The organism is Streptomyces sp. R818 (assembly GCF_056172735.1).
Genome location: NZ_JAOCNE010000006.1, coordinates 483,095 through 500,602 on the forward strand (window position 1 = coordinate 483,095; position 17,508 = coordinate 500,602).

The 17,508-nt window shown below is 72.7% G+C and carries 19 protein-coding genes and 1 tRNA gene; 10 read left to right on the forward strand and 10 right to left on the reverse strand.

Translation table 11 applies throughout. The features are described 5' to 3' along the window. Positions 1-88: 88 nt before the first annotated feature. On the reverse strand, positions 89-1,225 hold the full coding sequence (locus tag N5I75_RS18580) for an ABC transporter ATP-binding protein (RefSeq protein ID WP_476678908.1): 1,137 nt from the start codon (positions 1,223-1,225) through the stop codon (positions 89-91). A gap of 248 nt (positions 1,226-1,473) precedes the next feature. On the opposite strand from N5I75_RS18580, the gene N5I75_RS18585 reads away from it, so the two are divergent. After that, a tRNA-Thr gene (locus N5I75_RS18585) sits at positions 1,474-1,547 on the forward strand. 59 nt (positions 1,548-1,606) lie between these two features. On the opposite strand, the gene N5I75_RS18590 is transcribed toward N5I75_RS18585, so the two are convergent. Together N5I75_RS18590 and N5I75_RS18595 are read right to left on the reverse strand one after the other, a co-directional pair. Further along, entirely contained in the window at positions 1,607-3,031 is a 1,425-nt protein-coding gene (locus tag N5I75_RS18590) for an NAD(P)/FAD-dependent oxidoreductase (protein ID WP_476678910.1), read from the reverse strand. A gap of 11 nt (positions 3,032-3,042) precedes the next feature. Next, positions 3,043-3,687, reverse strand: a complete 645-nt coding sequence (locus N5I75_RS18595; protein ID WP_476679541.1) for a rhomboid-like protein — start codon at positions 3,685-3,687, stop codon at positions 3,043-3,045. Between the two features lie 33 nt (positions 3,688-3,720). On the opposite strand from N5I75_RS18595, the gene N5I75_RS18600 reads away from it, so the two are divergent. Both N5I75_RS18600 and N5I75_RS18605 read left to right on the forward strand, forming a co-directional pair. Then, positions 3,721-4,608: an aminoglycoside phosphotransferase family protein gene (locus tag N5I75_RS18600; RefSeq protein WP_476678912.1), complete on the forward strand. Its 888-nt coding sequence runs from the start codon at positions 3,721-3,723 to the stop codon at positions 4,606-4,608. 33 nt (positions 4,609-4,641) lie between these two features. Beyond that, the gene (locus N5I75_RS18605) at positions 4,642-5,115 is read left to right on the forward strand and encodes an N-acetyltransferase family protein (RefSeq protein ID WP_476678914.1); all 474 of its coding nucleotides are present in this window, start codon (positions 4,642-4,644) and stop codon (positions 5,113-5,115) included. Positions 5,116-5,151: 36 nt separating this feature from the next. On the opposite strand, the gene N5I75_RS18610 is transcribed toward N5I75_RS18605, so the two are convergent. After that, positions 5,152-6,165: a zinc-binding dehydrogenase gene (locus N5I75_RS18610; RefSeq protein WP_476678916.1), complete on the reverse strand. Its 1,014-nt coding sequence runs from the start codon at positions 6,163-6,165 to the stop codon at positions 5,152-5,154. A 138-nt stretch (positions 6,166-6,303) separates the two neighbouring features. Between N5I75_RS18610 and N5I75_RS18615 the strand changes: the two genes are divergently transcribed. Continuing rightward, positions 6,304-6,987, forward strand: a complete 684-nt coding sequence (locus N5I75_RS18615) for a pentapeptide repeat-containing protein (RefSeq protein WP_476678918.1) — start codon at positions 6,304-6,306, stop codon at positions 6,985-6,987. Between the two features lie 32 nt (positions 6,988-7,019). Here the strand turns inward: N5I75_RS18615 and N5I75_RS18620 are convergent, their stop codons facing one another. From N5I75_RS18620 to N5I75_RS18630, 3 genes are all read right to left on the reverse strand, one after another. Beyond that, positions 7,020-7,529 (reverse strand): hypothetical protein, encoded by a 510-nt coding sequence (locus tag N5I75_RS18620; protein ID WP_476678919.1) that lies wholly within the window; start codon positions 7,527-7,529, stop codon positions 7,020-7,022. A 107-nt stretch (positions 7,530-7,636) separates the two neighbouring features. Further along, positions 7,637-8,266, reverse strand: coding sequence for a response regulator (locus tag N5I75_RS18625; RefSeq protein ID WP_476678921.1), 630 nt, complete (start codon positions 8,264-8,266; stop codon positions 7,637-7,639). Between the two features lie 121 nt (positions 8,267-8,387). After that, complete coding sequence (locus N5I75_RS18630; RefSeq protein ID WP_476679542.1) at positions 8,388-9,593, reverse strand: sensor histidine kinase; 1,206 nt, start codon at positions 9,591-9,593, stop codon at positions 8,388-8,390. A gap of 341 nt (positions 9,594-9,934) precedes the next feature. Here N5I75_RS18630 and N5I75_RS18635 point away from each other — a divergent pair, with 341 nt between their 5' ends. The 4 genes from N5I75_RS18635 to N5I75_RS18650 all read left to right on the forward strand — a co-directional run bounded on the left by N5I75_RS18635 (position 9,935) and on the right by N5I75_RS18650 (position 13,827). Next, positions 9,935-10,492, forward strand: a complete 558-nt coding sequence (locus N5I75_RS18635) for a GlcG/HbpS family heme-binding protein (RefSeq protein ID WP_476678923.1) — start codon at positions 9,935-9,937, stop codon at positions 10,490-10,492. 104 nt (positions 10,493-10,596) lie between these two features. Then, complete coding sequence (locus tag N5I75_RS18640) at positions 10,597-11,196, forward strand: ankyrin repeat domain-containing protein (RefSeq protein WP_476678925.1); 600 nt, start codon at positions 10,597-10,599, stop codon at positions 11,194-11,196. Then, entirely contained in the window at positions 11,193-12,422 is a 1,230-nt protein-coding gene (locus tag N5I75_RS18645; RefSeq protein WP_476678927.1) for a hypothetical protein, read from the forward strand. The genes N5I75_RS18640 and N5I75_RS18645 overlap by 4 nt, the downstream gene beginning before the upstream one ends. 19 nt (positions 12,423-12,441) lie before the next feature. After that, a complete protein-coding gene (locus tag N5I75_RS18650) occupies positions 12,442-13,827 on the forward strand; it encodes a M1 family metallopeptidase (protein WP_476678929.1) in 1,386 nt (461 codons plus the stop codon). Here N5I75_RS18650 and N5I75_RS18655 read toward each other — a convergent pair whose 3' ends face one another. After that, the gene (locus N5I75_RS18655) at positions 13,828-14,355 is read right to left on the reverse strand and encodes a GNAT family N-acetyltransferase (protein ID WP_476678931.1); all 528 of its coding nucleotides are present in this window, start codon (positions 14,353-14,355) and stop codon (positions 13,828-13,830) included. Positions 14,356-14,525: 170 nt separating this feature from the next. Between N5I75_RS18655 and N5I75_RS18660 the strand changes: the two genes are divergently transcribed. Further along, positions 14,526-15,134 carry a LysE family transporter gene (locus N5I75_RS18660; RefSeq protein ID WP_476678932.1) on the forward strand — a complete coding sequence of 203 codons (609 nt, stop codon included), beginning with the start codon at positions 14,526-14,528 and terminating at the stop codon, positions 15,132-15,134. A gap of 139 nt (positions 15,135-15,273) precedes the next feature. Here N5I75_RS18660 and N5I75_RS18665 read toward each other — a convergent pair whose 3' ends face one another. Beyond that, positions 15,274-15,849 carry a TerD family protein gene (locus tag N5I75_RS18665; RefSeq protein ID WP_476678934.1) on the reverse strand — a complete coding sequence of 192 codons (576 nt, stop codon included), beginning with the start codon at positions 15,847-15,849 and terminating at the stop codon, positions 15,274-15,276. A 160-nt stretch (positions 15,850-16,009) separates the two neighbouring features. Here N5I75_RS18665 and arfB point away from each other — a divergent pair, with 160 nt between their 5' ends. Continuing rightward, positions 16,010-16,435, forward strand: a complete 426-nt coding sequence (gene arfB / locus N5I75_RS18670) for an alternative ribosome rescue aminoacyl-tRNA hydrolase ArfB (RefSeq protein ID WP_476678936.1) — start codon at positions 16,010-16,012, stop codon at positions 16,433-16,435. Positions 16,436-16,778: 343 nt separating this feature from the next. Here arfB and N5I75_RS18675 read toward each other — a convergent pair whose 3' ends face one another. Beyond that, complete coding sequence (locus N5I75_RS18675) at positions 16,779-17,288, reverse strand: flavin reductase family protein (protein ID WP_476678938.1); 510 nt, start codon at positions 17,286-17,288, stop codon at positions 16,779-16,781. Positions 17,289-17,508: the final 220 nt, after the last annotated feature.

Sequence of the window (17,508 nt, forward strand, 5' to 3'; positions counted from 1 at the left end):
CACCGCAGGGGTGCGGAGGCTTGCGGAGGCATGGGAAGAGCCCCGCGCGGGTAGCGCGGGGCCCTTCGGTCGTGTGTCGTGCGGTGGCTCAGTCGGAGAGACGCTCGCCCGTCGAGGTCGAGAAGACGTGGGTCTCGCCCGGACGCGGGACGACGTGCAGCTGCGCGCCCTTCTCCGGCACCTGGCGGCCGTTGACACGGACGACCAGGTCCTTGTGCTCGCCGCCGACCTGCGCGGCACCGTAGACGTAGCCGTCGGCGCCGAGCTCCTCCACCACGTTCACGGAGACCGCGAGGCCCGCCGGGGCGTCGGTGGCGTCCTTGGTGAGGGTCCTGGCGGCCTCGCCGCCGTGCTCGACGATGTCGAAGTGCTCGGGGCGGACGCCGACCGTGACCGTGGTGTCGCCCTTGTCGGCGGCGGCCTTGAGGGCCTCACGGTTGACCGGGACGACCGAGTTGCCGAACTTCACGCCGCCGTCGGTGATCGGGACCTCGACCAGGTTCATGGCGGGGGAGCCGATGAAGCCGGCGACGAAGAGGTTGGCCGGGCGGTCGTACATGTTGCGCGGCGAGTCGACCTGCTGGAGCAGACCGTCCTTGAGCACGGCCACACGGTCGCCCATGGTCATGGCCTCGACCTGGTCGTGCGTGACGTACACGGTGGTGATGCCGAGGCGGCGCTGGAGCGAGGCGATCTGCGTACGGGTCGACACACGGAGCTTGGCGTCGAGGTTCGACAGCGGCTCGTCCATGAGGAACACCTGGGGCTCACGCACGATGGCGCGGCCCATGGCGACACGCTGGCGCTGACCACCGGAGAGCGCCTTCGGCTTGCGGTCCAGGTACTCGGTCAGGTCGAGGATCTTCGCGGCCTCCTCGACCTTCTGCCGGATCTCCGCCTTGTTGACGCCGGCGATCTTGAGCGCGAAGCCCATGTTGTCGGCGACGGTCATGTGCGGGTACAGCGCGTAGTTCTGGAACACCATGGCGATGTCCCGGTCCTTCGGCGGGAGGTGCGTGACGTCGCGGTCGCCGATGCGGATGGCGCCGCCGTTGACGTCCTCCAGACCCGCGAGCATGCGCAGGGAGGTCGACTTGCCGCAGCCGGACGGGCCGACCAGGACGAGGAACTCGCCGTCCTCGATCTCGATGTCCAGGCCGTCGACGGCGGGCTTGGTCGAACCCGGGTACACGCGGGTCGCCTTGTCGAACGTGACAGATGCCATGGCTGTGAAGCCCCCTTCACCGGCAGGAACGTGCCGGACGATCCGTTGTAAAGGCGGGGCCGCCCTGGCTCGTGCCACGGCGGCGTGAAGCATGGTGGAGCGCTGGATGAAGCACTGGTGTAGTCCACGTGGGTGAACTGAACGGACCGTACCTGGCAGGTGGCCGATCTGTCAGCAGTCCTGAGCTTGTGAGATTCGCCGAAATATTCGACGGGGCGGGCTCCGGCGTTGGTTACACTGCTCGGGCTGCCTCCTTAGCTCAGATGGCCAGAGCAACGCACTTGTAATGCGTAGGTCGTCGGTTCGAATCCGACAGGGGGCTCCGCGCAGGTCAGGAAGGGCCCCGCTCCTCGGTCGGAGGAGCGGGGCCCTTTCGTTCGGTCAGTGGCGGCCCGTGATCCGGTCGGCCGCTCTGGCCAGGCGGGACGAGGTCGCGGTGTGAGTGGTCCGTTCGCGGTGGTCCGCTGTGCGGTACGTGGCGTAGAGGCCGTGGACGCCGAGCCAGCGGAAGGGTTCCGGTTCCCACTTGCGGACCTTGTGGTTGACCCAGGGGAGGGTCGTCAGGTCGGTGGGTCCTGACTGGCCCGAGTCCTGCTGGACGAGGTCGCGCAGAGTGCGGGCGGCCAGGTTCGACGTGGCCACGCCCGAGCCCACGTAGCCGCCTGCCCAGCCGAGGCCGGTCGAGCGGTCCAGGGCGACGGTGGCGCACCAGTCGCGGGGGACGCCCAGGACGCCGGACCAGGTGTGGGTGACAGGGACTCCGGTCAGCTGGGGGAAGAGGTGGGTGAGGAGCTGGGTCAGGGAGGCGACCGTCGCCGGGTGCGTGCGGCCGTCGGTGTCGGTGCGGGAGGCGTAGCGGTAGGGGTGGCCCCGGCCGCCGAGGGCGATGCGGCCGTCCGCTGTGCGCTGGGCGTAGAGGTAGGCGTGGGCCATGTCGCCGAGGGTCTCGCGGCCTTCCCAGCCGATGGATTCCCACTGGGCGGGGGTGAGGGGGGCCGTGGCGATCATGGAGGAGTTCATGGGCAGCCAGGAGCGGCGGTGGCCCTTGAGGGACGCGGTGAAGCCCTCCGTGCAGCGCAGGATGTAGGGGGCGCGGACGGTGCCGTAGGGGGTGACCGCGTGTTTGGGCTTGATCTCGATGACCGGGGTTGATTCGTGGAGGGTGACGCCGAGGGCTTCTACCGTCCTGGCCAGGCCCTTCAGGAGCTTCACCGGGTGCAGGCGGGCGCCGTGCGGGGTCCAGGTGGAGCCGACCGCGCCGGCGACGCGGACGCGGTCGGTGGTCTCGCGGGCGCCGTGCAGGGTGCGGTCCTTCTCGCCGTACGAGAGCTCCGTGGCGTGGAAGGACTTCAGACGCGCCAACTGGGCGGGGGTGCAGGCCACTTCCAGGACGCCGCCCTGGTGGATGTCCGCGTCGATGGCTTCCGTCCGGGCCACGTCGACGACCTCGGTCACCGTGGCGTTCATGGCCTGCTGGAGGCGGACGGCGGCGTCGTGGCCGTGGAGGGCGGCGTAGCGGTCGCGGCCGGCGATGCCGTTGTAGAGCCAGCCGCCGTTGCGGCCGGAGGCGCCGTAGCCGCAGAACTTCTGTTCAAGGACGGTGATGCGGAGGAAGGGGGCGGCCTTCTTCAGGTAGTACGCCGTCCACAGGCCCGTGTAGCCGCCGCCGACGATGACGACGTCGGCGGTGGCGTCGCCGGTGAGGGGCTCGCGGGGGGCGGGCAGGCCGTCGTCCGCGTACCAGAACGATATGCCGCCGTTGGCGGGGCCCGCCGCGCCGCTGCCGATGCTGTTCGCGCTGCTCATGGCGGTGGACGTTACTGCGCGGCACGGGTTCGCGGCAGGGGTTGGGCGCGACCCCGCGTGAGGGGCCGGCAGGCGAGGCCGATCAGGAGGGCGGTGAGGTGGCCGAGGTCGGTGAAGGTGCGGGCGACGGCGAGCGGGGCGGCGTAGACGAGGAGGGTCGCGGCCAGGTACACGTGGCGCCACGGGGGTGCGATGCGGTACGTGAGAACGCCGATGCTGCCCGCCAGGGCGTAACTGACGCCGATGTCCACGGTGTTGACGGCCGAGACGGGGGCGTGGCCGGAGCCGATGGCCCAGAGCAGGGCGCCTTCGCTGATGAGGGTGGCCAGGATGTGCGCGGCGGCGACGACGACGAGCCAGCGCGGGGTGGAGAGCCAGCGTTCGGCCTGGGCGTGGAAGACGGTGTAGAGGACGGCGTACGGCCACCAGCTGCCGTCGGTCCACAGGGCGGAGGAGACGAGGACGCGGACGGGGTGCGTCGCGAGCTCGTGCAGGTTGGTCGAGCGCTGGCGCAGGAAGTCGTGCTCGGAGTGCGGGTTCATGTGGTGCGCGGCGAGGGTGGTGAGGAAGAGCGCGGTCAGCCAGAGGTATGTGCAGGGGGCGCGGCGGATGTACGACCCGACGTGGGTCCCTGCGCGGCGGAGGAAAAGGCGCATGGTCGATTCAGGCACGCGGGTAGGGTCGGCCGGGTGATCGACATTCCGGAGGGGCTCGCACGGTCGCAGGCGGAGTACGCGGGGGAGGCGGGCCGCGCGTTCGTCGCGGCGCTGCCCGCGCTGGTGGAGGAGTTCGTCGAGCGGTGGGGGCTGCGGCTCGACGGGGCGCCGATGCACGGGGTCGCGGCGCTGGTGCTGCCGGTGGTGCGGCGGGCGGACGGGGTGCCCGCGGTCGCCAAGTTCCAGCTGCTCGACGAGGAGACCGAGGGCGAGCCGGTCGCGCTGCGGGTGTGGGACGGCGACGGGGCGGTCCGGCTTCTCGACCATGACGCCCGTACGGGCACGATGCTGCTCGAACGGCTCGACGCCGGGCGGATGTTGAGCACCGTCGAGGATTCTCGGAAGGCCGTTCTCGTGATCGCCGGGCTGCTCGCGCGGCTGACGGCGGGGCCCGCGCCCGAGGGGGTGCGGCGTCTGGACGACATCGCGGCGCGGATGCTCGCGGACGTGCCGGCGGCGCTGCCGAGGATCTCCGATCCGGGGCGGCGGGCGGTGATCGCGTCCTGCGCGGCGGCGCTGCGGGAGGTCGCGGCCGAGCCCGTGGGGGACCGGCTGCTCCACTGGGACCTGCACTTCGAGAACGTCCTCGCGAGCGAGCGGGAGCCCTGGCTCGCCATCGACCCGAAGCCGCTGGCCGGGGACCCGGGGTTCGATCTGTGGCCCGCGCTCGACAACCGGTTCGAGCCGGACGAGGTGCTCTGGCGGTTCGACGCGATGACGGACGTGCTCGGCCTCGACCGGGGGCGGGCGCGGGCGTGGACGCTGGGGCGGGTGCTGCAGAACGCGTTGTGGGACGTCGCGGACGGGCGTGCGCTGTCGGCGGACGATCTGGAGATCGCCGGGCGGTTGCTGGGCGGCTGAACCGCTGTGGACGGCAGCCGTTAGCCTGCGCGCATGATTCGAACCGCCGCCCCCGCCGATGTGTCCGTCATCCACGCCATGGTGCGTGAACTCGCCGAGTACGAGCGCTGCCTCGACGAGGCGGTGGCGACCGAGGAGCAACTGCACGAGGCGCTGTTCGGTGCGCGTCCGGCGGCGTTCGCGCACATCGCCGAGGACGACGGGAGCGGGGAGCCGGTCGGGTTCGCGCTGTGGTTCCTGAACTTCTCCACGTGGCGCGGGGTGCACGGGATCTACCTGGAGGACCTGTACGTGCGTCCGGGCGCGCGGGGCGGCGGGCACGGGAAGGCGCTGCTCACCGAGTTGGCGCGGATCTGTGTGGAGCGCGGGTACGGGCGCCTGGAGTGGTCCGTCCTGAACTGGAACGAGCCGTCCATCGCGTTCTACCGCGCGCTCGGGGCGCGCCCGCAGGACGAGTGGAGCGTGTACCGGCTGACGGGGGAGGCGCTCGACAAGCTCGGGGGATGACCTTCCACGACTTCCTGAGCATGGCTTCCTGGCGATTCAGGGTTCCAGGACCACCTTGCCCGTCGTGCCGCGTGTCTCCAGGGCGTGATGTGCCGCCGCCGCCTGCGCGAGCGGGAAGCGGTGGACGGCGGGGGTGAGGACGCCGCGGGCCGCCAGGTCGAGGGCGGCGAGTTCCAGGGTGCGGACGGGGTTGTCGCCGCCCGCCTTGCGCATCATCGCCTGGCCGAGGACCTCTTCCTGGACGATGCCGCGCCGGGCGCGTTCGGTCTCGTCGAGGAGGTGCGGGCCGCTGTCGGCGCCGATGCCCTGGCCGGACCAGCCGAAGATGAGGTGGTGGCCGCCCGGGCCGAGCAGGTCGAGGGCGGCGGTGGCGGCGGGGCCGCCGACACCGTCGTGGAGGACGGTGGCTTTGCGGCCGAGGTGGACGAGGAAGTCGGCTGCCCGTGTCGTCCAGTCGGGGTCCTTGTAGTCGAGGGCGAGGTCCGCGCCGTTGGCCGCGACCTGCGCTGTCTTCGCCGGGCCGCCGGCCAGGCCGATGACCGTGCCGCCCGCGTGCTTGACGTACTGGACGAGGAGGGTGCCGATGCCGCCCGCCGCCGCGGGGACGATCGCGACGGTGTCGGGGGTGGTCTCGGTGAAGTTGAGGATGCCGAGGGCGGTGCGGCCGGTGCCGATCATGGCTACGGCCTGGGCGGCGTCCAGCCGGGCCGGGATGTCGTGGAGCCGGCCGGCGTCCGTGACGGCGAGTTCGGCGTATCCGCCCGGGGCGAAGCCGAGGTGGGAGACGACCTTGCGGCCCAGCCAGGCCGGGTCGGTGTCCGGGCCGAGTGCTTCGACGGTGCCCGCGACTTCGCGGCCGGGGATGGTCGGCAGGTCGGGGAGGCGGGGGAGCGGGCCTTGTACGCCGCTGCGGATGGCGGTGTCGAGGAGGTGCACGCCCGCGGCCTCGACGGCGATGCGGACCTGGCCGGGGCCGGGCTCGGGGTCGTCGGTCTTCTCGTAGGTCAGGTTCTCGGCGGGGCCGAAGGCGTGGAGGCGGATGGCGTGCACGGCTGCTCCCTTGGCTGACTGGGTGGTGAGGGGTGCGCGGGTGGTCCGGACGCCAGTGTTCGACCTCAAGCTTGGTTGAGGTCAAGGGCGGGCGGCCGGTCCCCGGGCGTTGTCAGTGGGGGAGGGCAGCATGGGGGCATGGCAGCGGACAGGAGTGGCGGGGCGGCGAAGGTGAAGAGGGCGCGGCGGGCGGAGGTGCGGCTGCCCCCGCTGGTGCCGTGGGAGGAGGGCGGCCGCCTCGAGCCGGACGGGGACTACGACGGTATCGAGTTCGACGGGGCGGACTTCGCGGGCCAGGACGGGGCCGGGGCGCGGTTCATGGACTGCGCGGTCCGGGCCTGCGGCTTCGACGACGCGGGGTTGCGGCGGGCGCGGATCCTGGACTCGGCGCTGACCGGGATCAGAGGCGTCGGCACGGATCTCGCGGAGGCGACGCTGCGGGACGTGGAGGTGACGGACGCGCGGCTCGGCGGGGTGCAGCTGCACGGGGCCGTGCTCGAACGGGTCGTCATCAGGGGCGGGAAGATCGATTACCTGAACCTGCGCAAGGCGCGGCTGAAGGACGTCGTCTTCGACGGCTGTGTGCTGGTGGAGCCGGACTTCGGCGGTGCGCGCCTGGAGCGGGTGGAGTTTCCCGGGTGCGTGCTGAAGGGGGCGGACCTGACGGGGGTGACGATGACGGACGTCGACCTGCGGGACGCGGCGGAGCTCGGTGTCGCGCGGGGGGTGGACCGGCTGGGCGGCGCCGTGATCTCGCCGCCGCAGCTCTTCGACCTGGCTCCGGCGTTCGCGGCGCAGTTGGGGGTGCGGGTGGTGGGGTGAGCGTTCCGTTCCCGAGCGGGGCTCAGCGGGGCTCAGCGGTTGTCGGGGACGCGGGGGAAGCGGGCCTGGAGGTCCCAGATCGCCGGGTTCTCCGCGAGGTCCTCGTGCATGTCCGCGAGGTCGGCGATCAGGTCGTGCAGGAAGTCGCGGGCCTCGCGGCGCAGTTCCGCGTGGGAGAAGGTCAGCGGGGGTTCGTCGCCGGGCATCCAGTCGGCCTCGACGTCGACCCAGCCGAAGCGGCGCTCGAACAGCATGCGGTCGGTGGACTCCGTGAAGTCCAGGTCCGCGTACTGGGGGGTGGCGCTGCGGCTGCCGCGCGGGTCGCGGTCGAGCTGCTCGACGATGTCGCACAGCGCCCACGCGAAGTCGAGCACCGGCACCCATCCCCAGGCTGTGGACAGCTCCCGGTCGGCCTTGGTGTCGGCCAGGTACACGTCGCCGCAGAACAGGTCGTGGCGCAGCGCGTGGACGTCCGCGCGGCGGTAGTCCGTCTGCGGCGGGTCCGGGAAGCGGCGGGAGAGGGCGTAACCGATGTCGAGCACGTAGGGATGGTGTCACGCCGCGTGGGTGCGGCACGCAGGCCGGGCTTGTCACGCGGACGCCGCCTGGGTGCGGCGCGCCGCCCGGGTGCGGCGCGCCGCCCGGGTGCTCACGGCAGCAGGCGTTGTTCCTTCGCCACCGCGACCGCGCCCGCCCGCGTGTCCACGCCGAGTTTGTCGTAGATGCGGCCCAGGTGGGTCTTGACCGTGGCCTCGCTGATGAAGAGGGCCTTGGCGATGTCGCGGTTGCCGAGGCCGTGGGCGAGCTGGGCGAGGATGTCGCGTTCGCGGTCGGTGAGGGTGGGGCGCGGCTTGCGCATGTTGGCCATGACACGGCTGGCGACCGGGGCGGAGAGCGTCGTACGGCCCTGCGCCGCGGCGTGGATCGCGGCGAACAGCTCCTCCGGGCGCTCCGCCTTCAGCAGGTAGCCGGTCGCGCCGGCCTCGATGGCGCGGGTGATGTCCGCGTCGGTGTCGTACGTGGTCAGGACCAGGACGTGCGGGGTGGGGGCCGGGCCCGAGGTGAGGCGGCGGGTCGTCTCGACGCCGTCGATGCCGTCGCCCAGCTGGAGGTCCATGAGGACCACGTCGGGGGTGAGCTTGGCGCTGAGCGCGAGGGCTTCTTCGCCGGTGCCTGCCTCGCCGATCACCTCGATGTTCTCGGCGCTGTCGAGGAGGGCCAGCAGGCCTGCGCGGATCACTACGTGGTCGTCGCAGAGGATGATCCGGGTCGGGGTCAAGGGGGCTCCTCTTCGAGGCGTGGTCGGGGTCGGGGTGGCCCCCGCCTGTGCGCCGTGGGGGCGATTGTCGTCTCGCGGGTGCGGGTTCGTCGTGGCTGGTCGCGCAGTTCCCCGCGCCCCTTCAGGGCGCTGGTCGCCGCGGGGCCGCCGAAGCCCGGCCCCTTTGGGGCGCGCCTTTTACGGGTCCGTCAGGGTCCGTCAGCGGGATTGCCGCCGACAGGACCGTGCCGTCGCCTCGTGTTGACTCGATCGTGATCGTGCCGCCCAGCTGGTGGGCGCGGGCGTGGATGGCCGGGAGGCCGTGGCCGCGGACTCCGGTGGGGGTGTCGGGGAGGGCGGCGGGGGTGAAACCGTGGCCGTCGTCGGCGATGTCGAGGACGACCTGGTCGTCGAGGAGCGTCAGGGTGAGCGCGGCGGTGGTGGCGCCGGAGTGTTCCCGTACGTTGGCGAGCGCGCCCTGGGCGATCCGCAGGAGCGCCGACTGGACGCGATCGGGCAGGACCGGGGCGGGGCCCGTCGCGTGCTCCGGTTCGATGGTCACCCGCACGGTAAGGGCATCCGTCGATGCGCGTGCCGCCACCGCGCGCAGCGCCTCTTCAAGGCCGTGCGCCAGGTCCGCGGGGGCGAGGTCGTGGACGAAGCGGCGCGCCTCCGTGAGGTTGTGCTCGGCCACCGACTCGGCGGTGCGGACGTGCGCGCGGGCCTTCGCCGGTTCGGTGTCCCACACCCGCTCGGCGGCCTGCAACAGCATCTGTTGGCTGGACAGGCCTTGCGCGAGCGTGTCGTGGATCTCCATCGACAGGCGCTGGCGCTCGGCGAGGGTCCCCGCGCGGCGTTCGGCGGCGGCGAGTTCGCGCCGGGTGCGGATCAGGTCGTCGATGAGGGCCCGCTGGCGTACGGCCTGCCGCTGCATCTGGAGGAAGACGGCGGTGGCGATGACGACGACGGCGGGCGGGCCGAGCACCAGGTCCGGGTCCCAGCGGCCCGCGAGCCGCAGTTGCGCCGCGATGACCAGGGCCGTCAGGAGCGCGACCAGGACGAGCGCGGCGCGGGTCGGCAGTGTGCGCAGGCCGGTGTAGAAGAGCGGCACCGCGCACCAGGCGAAGCTGGGGGCGAGCACGACGAGCGCCACCCAGACGGCGACGACGAGCAGCAGCCACACCCGTCGCCCGGCCGTCGTGCGGGAACGGGCCGCGAAACCGGTGACGTACACCGCCGCGAGCACGGCGCACAGGGCGATGATCCACGGCGTGCGGTCCTCGCCGGGGTGGCGCAGGAGGAAGCGGGCGAGGGCGACGGCGAGGAGCAGGAAGAACGCCGCGTGCATGACGGCGGTCAGGCGCCGGGTGTCGGTCTCGTAGCTCCGGTCGACGCCGTCCGTGCCGCCCGCCCTGTCCACATGTGGCCACGGCTTCTCGGACACGGCCGCCTCCCTCCACTGTTGAGGCCCACTGCTACAGCCCACTGCTACCGCTCACTGCTACGGCTTTGAACTGGGCAAACACTTCCATTGTCGGGCCGCTGACCGCCCCCGGGGTCAACCGATCGGATGACCCGGGTGTCGGCCGCTCGGCAGCCCGGGAGCAGCCGGAACGGCGACGGCCGCGCCCCTTCCCCGGGCCCAGGCTGGATGCAGACGGACCCACCCCGAACACACGAGGAACTCCCATGAAGAAGCTCTCCCGCCGTTCCACCCTCGTCACCAGCGGCGCCGTCCTCGCCGCCGTTGCCGCCGGAACGGTCGGCGCCGTCAGCGCGAACGCCTCCGCCCCGGCCGCCCCGGCCGCCGCGCCCGCCGCCGCCTCGGCCGCGAAGGGCGGCACCACCATGTCGACGACGCACCTGACGCTGGCGTCCGCCACCAAGGCCGCGCAGGCCGCGCTCGACGCCGCGAAGAAGGAGAACCAGAAGGTCTCCGTCGCCGTCGTCGACCGTGACGGCAACACGATCCTGACGCTGCGCGGCGACGGCGCGGGCCCGCAGGCGTACGAGGCGGCCGAGAAGAAGGCGTTCACCGCCGTCTCCTGGAACGCCCCGACGTCCGAGCTGGTCAAGCGCCTGGACAAGGCGCCGACCCTGAAGGACATCCCCGGCACGCTGTTCCTCGGCGGCGGCGCGCCCGTGGCCGCGAAGGGTGCCCCGATCGCCGGTATCGGTGTCGCGGGCGCGCCGTCGGGCGACCTGGACGAGAAGTTCGCCCAGGCGGGCGTGGCCGCTCTCCGCTAGACCCCGGTCGCCGGTGACCCCGCGCCCTTGAGGGGCGCGGGGAACGGCGCGACCAGCCACGATGGTGGCGCACCCGCTGTAGATCCCTGATGGAGCTGTTCCCCATGCGCAACCCCGCCCACGGCGCCCTGCTCTCCGCCGCGTCCACGGGTGACCTCGGCGGTGTCCGCGCCGCCCTCGCCGCCGGGGCCGACACCGAGGCCCGCGACGAGCACCGCCGCACCGCCCTGCTGCTCGCGTCCGCGCACGACCACGTGGCCGTCGCCCAGGCGCTGGTCGCGGCCGGGGCCGACCCCGACGCCCAGGACGACCGTGCCGACAGCGCGTGGCTGGTCACCGGCGTCACCGGCAGCGTCGCCATGATGCGGGTGCTGCTGCCCGCCCGCCCGGACCTGAAGGTGGTCAACCGGTTCGGCGGGATCTCCCTCATCCCCGCCGCCGAACGCGGCCACGTCGACTACGTACGGGCCGTGCTGCGCGAGACCGACATCGACGTCGACCACGTCAACCGCCTCGGCTGGACCGCCTTGTTGGAGGCGGTGATCCTGGGCGACGGCGGCCGCGCGCACCAGGAGATCGTCGAGCTGCTGATCACAGCGGGCGCCACGCCCGGCCTGCCGGACGGCGACGGTGTCACGGCCCTCGCCCACGCCGAGCGGCGCGGTTTCACGGAGATCGCCGGTCTGCTGAGGGCCGTACGGTGAGGCGCGCGGCGGCGGCGCTGCTGGCGGCGACGGCGGCCGCGGTGATCGCCGGATGCGGTACGACGACGACCCCGGAACCGGCCCCGGACCCGCCCCGAGACCCCACCCGGACAGCCACGCCGCCCCCGACCGGGCAACGCGGGACGCCGAAGGACACGCCGAAAAACACGCCGAGAGGCACGCCGGGAGGCACGCCCAGAGCCACCCTCCTCCTCACCGACTTCGGCTCCGACACCGTCACCTTCCTGAACCCGGACGCGACCGACCCCGCCGCACGGACCACCGGCACCGTCCGCGTCGGCACCGCCCCCTACGGCCTCGCCGTCGGCGACGACGGGCGCGCCTGGGTCGCCACGGCCGAGGGCGTCGCGGTCGTGGACACCGCCGGCCGTACGAGAACCGCGCTCGTCCCGTACGAGACGGGCAAGGAGCGGGACCTGGGCGAACCCACGCACGGCGAGTACCGCGGCGGCGGCATGGGCATCGCCCTCGCCCCGGACGGCGAGCACGTCTACGTCGGTGTCAACGTCCCCGGCGGCCCGGGCACCCTGGAGGCCATCGACACCCGCACGCTGAAGGTCACCGGCACCGCCGACGTCGGCCGCCGCCCCTTCGACGTCGATGTCTCGCGCGACGGGACGGAGGTGTACGCGACGGGCCACGACTCCTTCGACGTCACGGTCGTCGACACGGTCGCCGGCACGGGGGACCTCGCCGGCACGCGCCGCGTCGAGGTCGCGCCGTACGGCACCGAGGGCGGGCTCGGCTCCTGGCTGAAGCCGCACTACGCGGCCGTGCGGCCCGGCGACGGCAGGCTCCTCCTGCCCTTCGAGGGCGAGCGGCTGGTGGTCGTCGACCCGGACACCGGACGTGCGACGGTCGGGCGGATGACGGCGAACACCCATCAGCACGGCGTCACGCTCACCCCGGACGGCACGCTCCTCGTCGTCGGCACCGGCCCCATCGACCCCGCCCGGGACGAGGGCCCCTCCCTCACGGTCCGCGCGCCCGACGGCACGGAGCGGGTGATCCCGCTCGACGGCCCGCACGAGGACGTCACGGTGTCCGCGGACGGTCGTACGGCGTACGTGACCGGCGGTTTCACACGGGACGGGTACTGGAACGGGATCACCGTCGTCGACCTCGACAGCGGCGACACGCGTCGACTGGCCGTCGGGGAGCGGCCGTTGGGCGTCGCGGTGCTCCAGCCGCCGACCCGGACATAGGGGGCAATAGGATCGCGGGGTGCGCCCTATCCTCCCGGTCCTGGTCAGCCTCGTCGCCCTCACCGCCTGTTCCGGCGGCGTCCACGGCACCCCGGGCGCCGCCGGTCTGCGCGACCCGTACTTCCCCCGCCTCGGCAACGACGGCTACGACGTCACCCACTACACGCTCACCCTCACCTACGACCCGGACACGCGCCGCCTGACCGGCAGGGCCGACATCACCGCGACCGCGCGCCAGGCGCTGAGCGCGTTCGACCTCGACCTCAAGGGGCTGACGGTGGACGGCGTCACGGTCGACGGGAAGCGCGCGGCGGGCAGCAGAGTCGGGCACGAGCTGAAGGTGCGCCCGCGCGACGAGCTGCGCGAGGGCGCCACGTTCCGCACGACCGTCCGCTACTCGGGCGAGCCGGTGACGATCACCGACCCGGACGGGTCGGAGGAGGGCTGGCTGCGCACCGCCGACGGCGCCCTCGCCCTCGGCGAACCCACCGGCTCCATGGCGTGGTTCCCCGGCAACCATCACCCGTCCGACAAGGCGACGTACGACATCGCGGTCACCGTCCCGAGGGGGCTGAAGGCCGTCTCCAACGGCGAGTTGAGGCGCGAGCGGACCTCCGCCGACGGGCGGCGCACGACCTACGCCTGGCACGTCGCCCAGCCCATGGCGAGCTACCTGGCGACCGTGGCGATCGGCCAGTTCACGACACGGACGTACACGACCCCGTCCGGCCTCCCCGTCCACACCGCCGTCGATCCGCACGAGGCAAAGGCGAGCGCGAAGGTCCTCGCACGGCTGCCGGAGGTGGTCGAGTGGGGGACGAGGACGTTCGGGGCGTACCCGTTCTCGTCGACCGGCGTGATCGTCGACCGGGCGGGCGACGCCGAGTACGCCCTGGAGACGCAGAACCGGCCCGTCTTCCCCGGCGCCCCCGACCTCGGCACCCTCGTACACGAGCTGGCCCACCAGTGGTACGGCGACTCGGTCTCGCCGAAGTCGTGGCGCGACATGTGGCTCAACGAGGGCTTCGCCACGTACGCGGAGTGGCTCTGGAACGAGGAGCACGACGGGCCGACGGCCCAGGAGACGTTCGACGCGCTGTACGAGAGCCCCCGCTCCGACCCCGTCTGGGCCTTCCCGCCCGCCGCCCCGTCCACCGCCGCGCAGATCTCCGACCCGCCGGTCTACCAGCGCGGCGCCATGGTCCTGCACAAGATCCGCCGGACGATCGGCGACCAGAAATTCCGCTCCCTGCTGCGCGGCTGGGCCGCCGACCACAAGTACGGCAACGCCTCCACCGACGACTTCACGGCGTACGTCGAGGCGAAGAACCCCGGCCGGGTGAAGGAGCTGGCGGGCGTCTGGAAGGTGTGGCTGTACGGGGACGGCAAGCCGGGCCGCGCCTGATCAGGGCGCGAGCGGCTTGCGCAGCACCCGGCAGGGGCGGCCCCGCTCAAGATCGGGCCGCCGGTCGATCTCCTCGTAGCCGAGCGCGGTCCAGAAGGCGAGCGCCGCGGGGTTGGCGTCGAGCACGGCGAGCCGGATCCCGGTGCGTCCCGCCGCCCGGAACCGGTCCTCGACCGCGGTGGCCAACTCTCGCCCGTATCCGCGCCGTTGCTGGTCGCCCGCGATCATCAGCAGGCCGATCCACGGGTCCGGGTCGTCCCGCTCGGCCGCCTCGGGGTGGTGCGCGAGCGTGACGGCGAGGCCGACGAGGCGGCCCCGGGCCCGCGCGAGCAGCACCTCCGCGCCGGGCTGAGCCAGCTCGTCGGCGAGCGCGACGGCGACCTGTGCGCTCGTGATGGCGTCCGGGTCGGGGAAGTCGCCGCTGAGGGCGAAGAACGCGCGGTTGGCGGCGTAGACCTCGGTCACCTCGGTGAGCAGTTCGCCGGGCAGGGCGTGGTCGGGGCCTGGGTCGAGCGGTTCGAGGATCATGCGGTGAGCGTAGGGAGCGGTTTATCGCGTTGCGCGGGCGGCGCGCGGCCGCGCAGCATTTCGGGTATGACCTCGTACCGGCACGCCCCGCGTCCGCTGTCCGCCGTCGCCCTCGTGGCGCGGCGACAGCAGCGTGCCGCCCGCCGCCGGAGGCCGATCCCGCCGCTGACGTGAGCGGGGCCCTGGTCGCGGGGGTGCTCGCCGGGTACGGCATCGCCGTGCCGGTCGGCGCCGTCGGGGCCTATCTGGTCGCCCTCACGGCCCGGACGAATCTGCGGACCGGTGCCTGTGCCGCGCTCGGGGTCGCCACGGCGGACGGGCTCTACGCGCTGGCCGCCGTCGCGGGCGGGGCCGCGCTCGCCCCGCTGATCCGGACCGTGCGGACGCCGCTGAGCTGGGGCGCGGCGGCCGTTCTCCTCGCCCTGGCCGTGCACGGCACCGTACGGGCGCTGCGCGCCACCGGTGCGGCGCCCGCACCCCGGCCGGCCGCCGCCCGCGCCTACTGGGGGCTGCTCGGCCTGACGCTGCTCAACCCCATGACGGTGATCTACTTCGCCGCGCTCGTCCTCGGCGGCGGCGACACCGTCACCGGGACGGGGCCGCGCGTCGCGTTCACCGTGGCCGCGTTCGCCGCGTCGGCGAGCTGGCAACTGCTGCTCGCGGGCGGCGGCGCGCTGCTCGGCCGCGCGCTGACCGGCGTACGGGGGCGGAGGGCGACGGGGCTGCTGTCGAGCGCGCTCGTCGCGGGGCTGGCGGTGCGGCTGGTGGTGACGGGGTAGCGGGTCTGCGGCGCAGCTGCCGGGACAGGTGCAGCCGGCGGAACGGGGGCAGCTGCCGGAACAGGTGCGGCTGTCGGAACGGGGGCGGCGGGCCTCGGGTGTACGCACCCGGGGCCCGCCGCCCTTCAGTTCGTCACCGTCAGACGTTGACGCCGAAGTCCTGCGCGATGCCCGTCAGGCCCGAGGCGTAGCCCTGGCCGACGGCGCGGAACTTCCACTCCGCCCCGTTCCGGTAGAGCTCGCCGAAGACCATCGCCGTCTCCGTCGCCGCGTCCTCGGAGAGGTCGTAGCGGGCGATCTCGGTGCCGCCGGCCTGGTTGACGATGCGGATGTACGCGTTGCGCACCTGGCCGAAGTTCTGCGAGCGGGTCTCCGCGTCGTAGATCGAGACCGGGAAGACGATCTTGTCGACGTCGGCGGGGAGGCCCGCCAGGTTGACGTTGATCGCCTCGTCGTCGCCGGCGCCCTCGCCCGTGCGGTTGTCGCCGGTGTGGACGATGGTCTGGTCCGGCGTCTGCTTGTTGTTGAAGAAGACGAAGTGGCCGTCCGAGTAGACCTTGCCCTGCGGGTTCACCGCGATCGCGGAGGCGTCGAGGTCGAAGTCGGTGCCCGTGGTGGTGCGGACGTCCCAGCCGAGGCCCACGGTGACGGCGGTCAGGCCCGGAGCCTCCTTGGTGAGCGAGACGTTGCCACCCTTGGACAGGCTTACAGCCATTGCGGGAGTCCTTCCCTCGTTAAGTCTTTGCGTGCGTAGCCGAAGCTACTCGTACCCCTATGAACGCGGAGGGGGTACCGGAGGTTCCAGCTCTCTTTACTTTCTTTACCCGGGCGAAAACCGGGTGACGCGGGTGGGGCGGGCGCGCGACCATGGACGCATGTCCGGTCCCTATCCCATCCGCGGTTCGGTCGTCCTCCCGGAGGCCGAGCTCCAGTGGCGTTTCTCGCGGTCGTCCGGGCCGGGCGGGCAGCACGTCAACACCAGCGACTCGCAGGTGGAGCTGCGGTTCGACCTGGCCGGTACGAAGGCGCTGCCCGAGGTGTGGAAGGAGCGCGCGCTCGAACGGCTCGCGTCCCGTCTTGTGGACGGGGTGGTGTCCGTGCGGGCGTCCGAGCACCGCTCGCAGTGGCGGAACAGGGAGACCGCGGCGGTTCGCCTCGCGGCGCTGTTGGGGGAGGCTACGGCGCCGCCGCCCAAGCCGCGGCGGGCCACGCGTATCCCTCGCGGGATCAACGAGCGCCGGTTGCGGGAGAAGAAGGCTCGCGCCGAGACCAAGCGAGGGCGCTCCGGCCGGGACTGGTAGGCGACCACGGGGGTGCCGCCTACCAGCCCCTGACCGGGGGTACGCAAGCCCGGCCCCCCGAGGCCGCTCGCACCCCCGAGCGCCTGCCCCTTAGGCACCGCTTCCGTGTGCGCGCACGCCGTGGCTGGCCGCGCAGTTCCCCGCGCCCCTGAGCGTCTGCCCCTGGCGCACCGTTTCCGTGTGCACGCACGCCGTGGTTGCTCGCGCAGTTCCCCGCGCCCCTGAAATGCGCACTACGTGCGCCATTTCAACGCCCGATGGAGCTGCGGCGAAGCCGCACGCTCCAGGGGCGCGGGGAACTGCGCGATCAGCCACGACGCGTCCGCAGTCGACGACGTTTCCGCTAGCTCAGGTTGCGGTATTTGCCGCGGAAATACATCAGCGGGCCCCCGTCCGCGCTGGGGAGCGCCGCGCTCAGGACACGGCCGATGACCAGGGTGTGGTCACCCGCGGGGACCAGCTTCTCCGTGCGGCACTCCAGCGTGGCCAGGGCGCCACCCACCAGCGGCGCCCCGGTGTGGGCACCCCGCACATAAGGGATGTCCTCGAAGAGCAGGCGGTCGCTGATCCGGCCCTTCATCGCGAAGCGTCCCGCGATGTGGGACTGGGACTCCGTGAGCAGGGACACCGCCCAGAGGGGCTGATCGTCGAGGAGGTCGTCCATGCGGGACCCGTTCCGGATGGAGACCAGCACGAGGGGCGGGTCCAGGGAGACGGACATGAACGCCGTGGCCGTCATACCCGCGTCCTCCCCGGCGGGCCCGTCCGGATCGAGCGGCGGCTCGTGCGCGGTCAGCAGGACGACCCCGGAGGCGAGACGGGACAGGGCGGCGCGGAAATCGTCGGAGCTCACGCCTTCAGCATGCACAGGCGTCACAGGGGAAGTCTTCAACACGCTCCCGACGCTAGCCCGGCCCGGGCACACCCCACATCGGACGGAGGACCGAGAACGGCGGAGATGAGGCCTAGGACCCTCCCAGGACCCGGAAACGGAAAGTAAGCAAACTCACAGGGTTCCCCCAGGTAACCGATTCAATCCCCCTGCACAGCTTGTGACTTGAGTCACAGGAGCC

Bases quoted from the DNA above. Each gene is read 5' to 3' on its own strand.
- N5I75_RS18580 (WP_476678908.1), bottom strand. From the start codon at position 1,225: ATGGCATCTGTCACGTTCGACAAGGCGACCCGCGTGTACCCGGGTTCG.
- N5I75_RS18590 (WP_476678910.1), bottom strand. From the start codon at position 3,031: ATGAGCAGCGCGAACAGCATCGGCAGCGGCGCGGCGGGCCCCGCCAAC.
- N5I75_RS18595 (WP_476679541.1), bottom strand. From the start codon at position 3,687: ATGCGCCTTTTCCTCCGCCGCGCAGGGACCCACGTCGGGTCGTACATC.
- N5I75_RS18605 (WP_476678914.1), top strand. From the start codon at position 4,642: ATGATTCGAACCGCCGCCCCCGCCGATGTGTCCGTCATCCACGCCATG.
- N5I75_RS18615 (WP_476678918.1), top strand. From the start codon at position 6,304: ATGGCAGCGGACAGGAGTGGCGGGGCGGCGAAGGTGAAGAGGGCGCGG.
- N5I75_RS18630 (WP_476679542.1), bottom strand. From the start codon at position 9,593: ATGCACGCGGCGTTCTTCCTGCTCCTCGCCGTCGCCCTCGCCCGCTTC.
- N5I75_RS18635 (WP_476678923.1), top strand. From the start codon at position 9,935: ATGAAGAAGCTCTCCCGCCGTTCCACCCTCGTCACCAGCGGCGCCGTC.
- N5I75_RS18640 (WP_476678925.1), top strand. From the start codon at position 10,597: ATGCGCAACCCCGCCCACGGCGCCCTGCTCTCCGCCGCGTCCACGGGT.
- N5I75_RS18655 (WP_476678931.1), bottom strand. From the start codon at position 14,355: ATGATCCTCGAACCGCTCGACCCAGGCCCCGACCACGCCCTGCCCGGC.
- N5I75_RS18665 (WP_476678934.1), bottom strand. From the start codon at position 15,849: ATGGCTGTAAGCCTGTCCAAGGGTGGCAACGTCTCGCTCACCAAGGAG.
- arfB (WP_476678936.1), top strand. From the start codon at position 16,010: ATGTCCGGTCCCTATCCCATCCGCGGTTCGGTCGTCCTCCCGGAGGCC.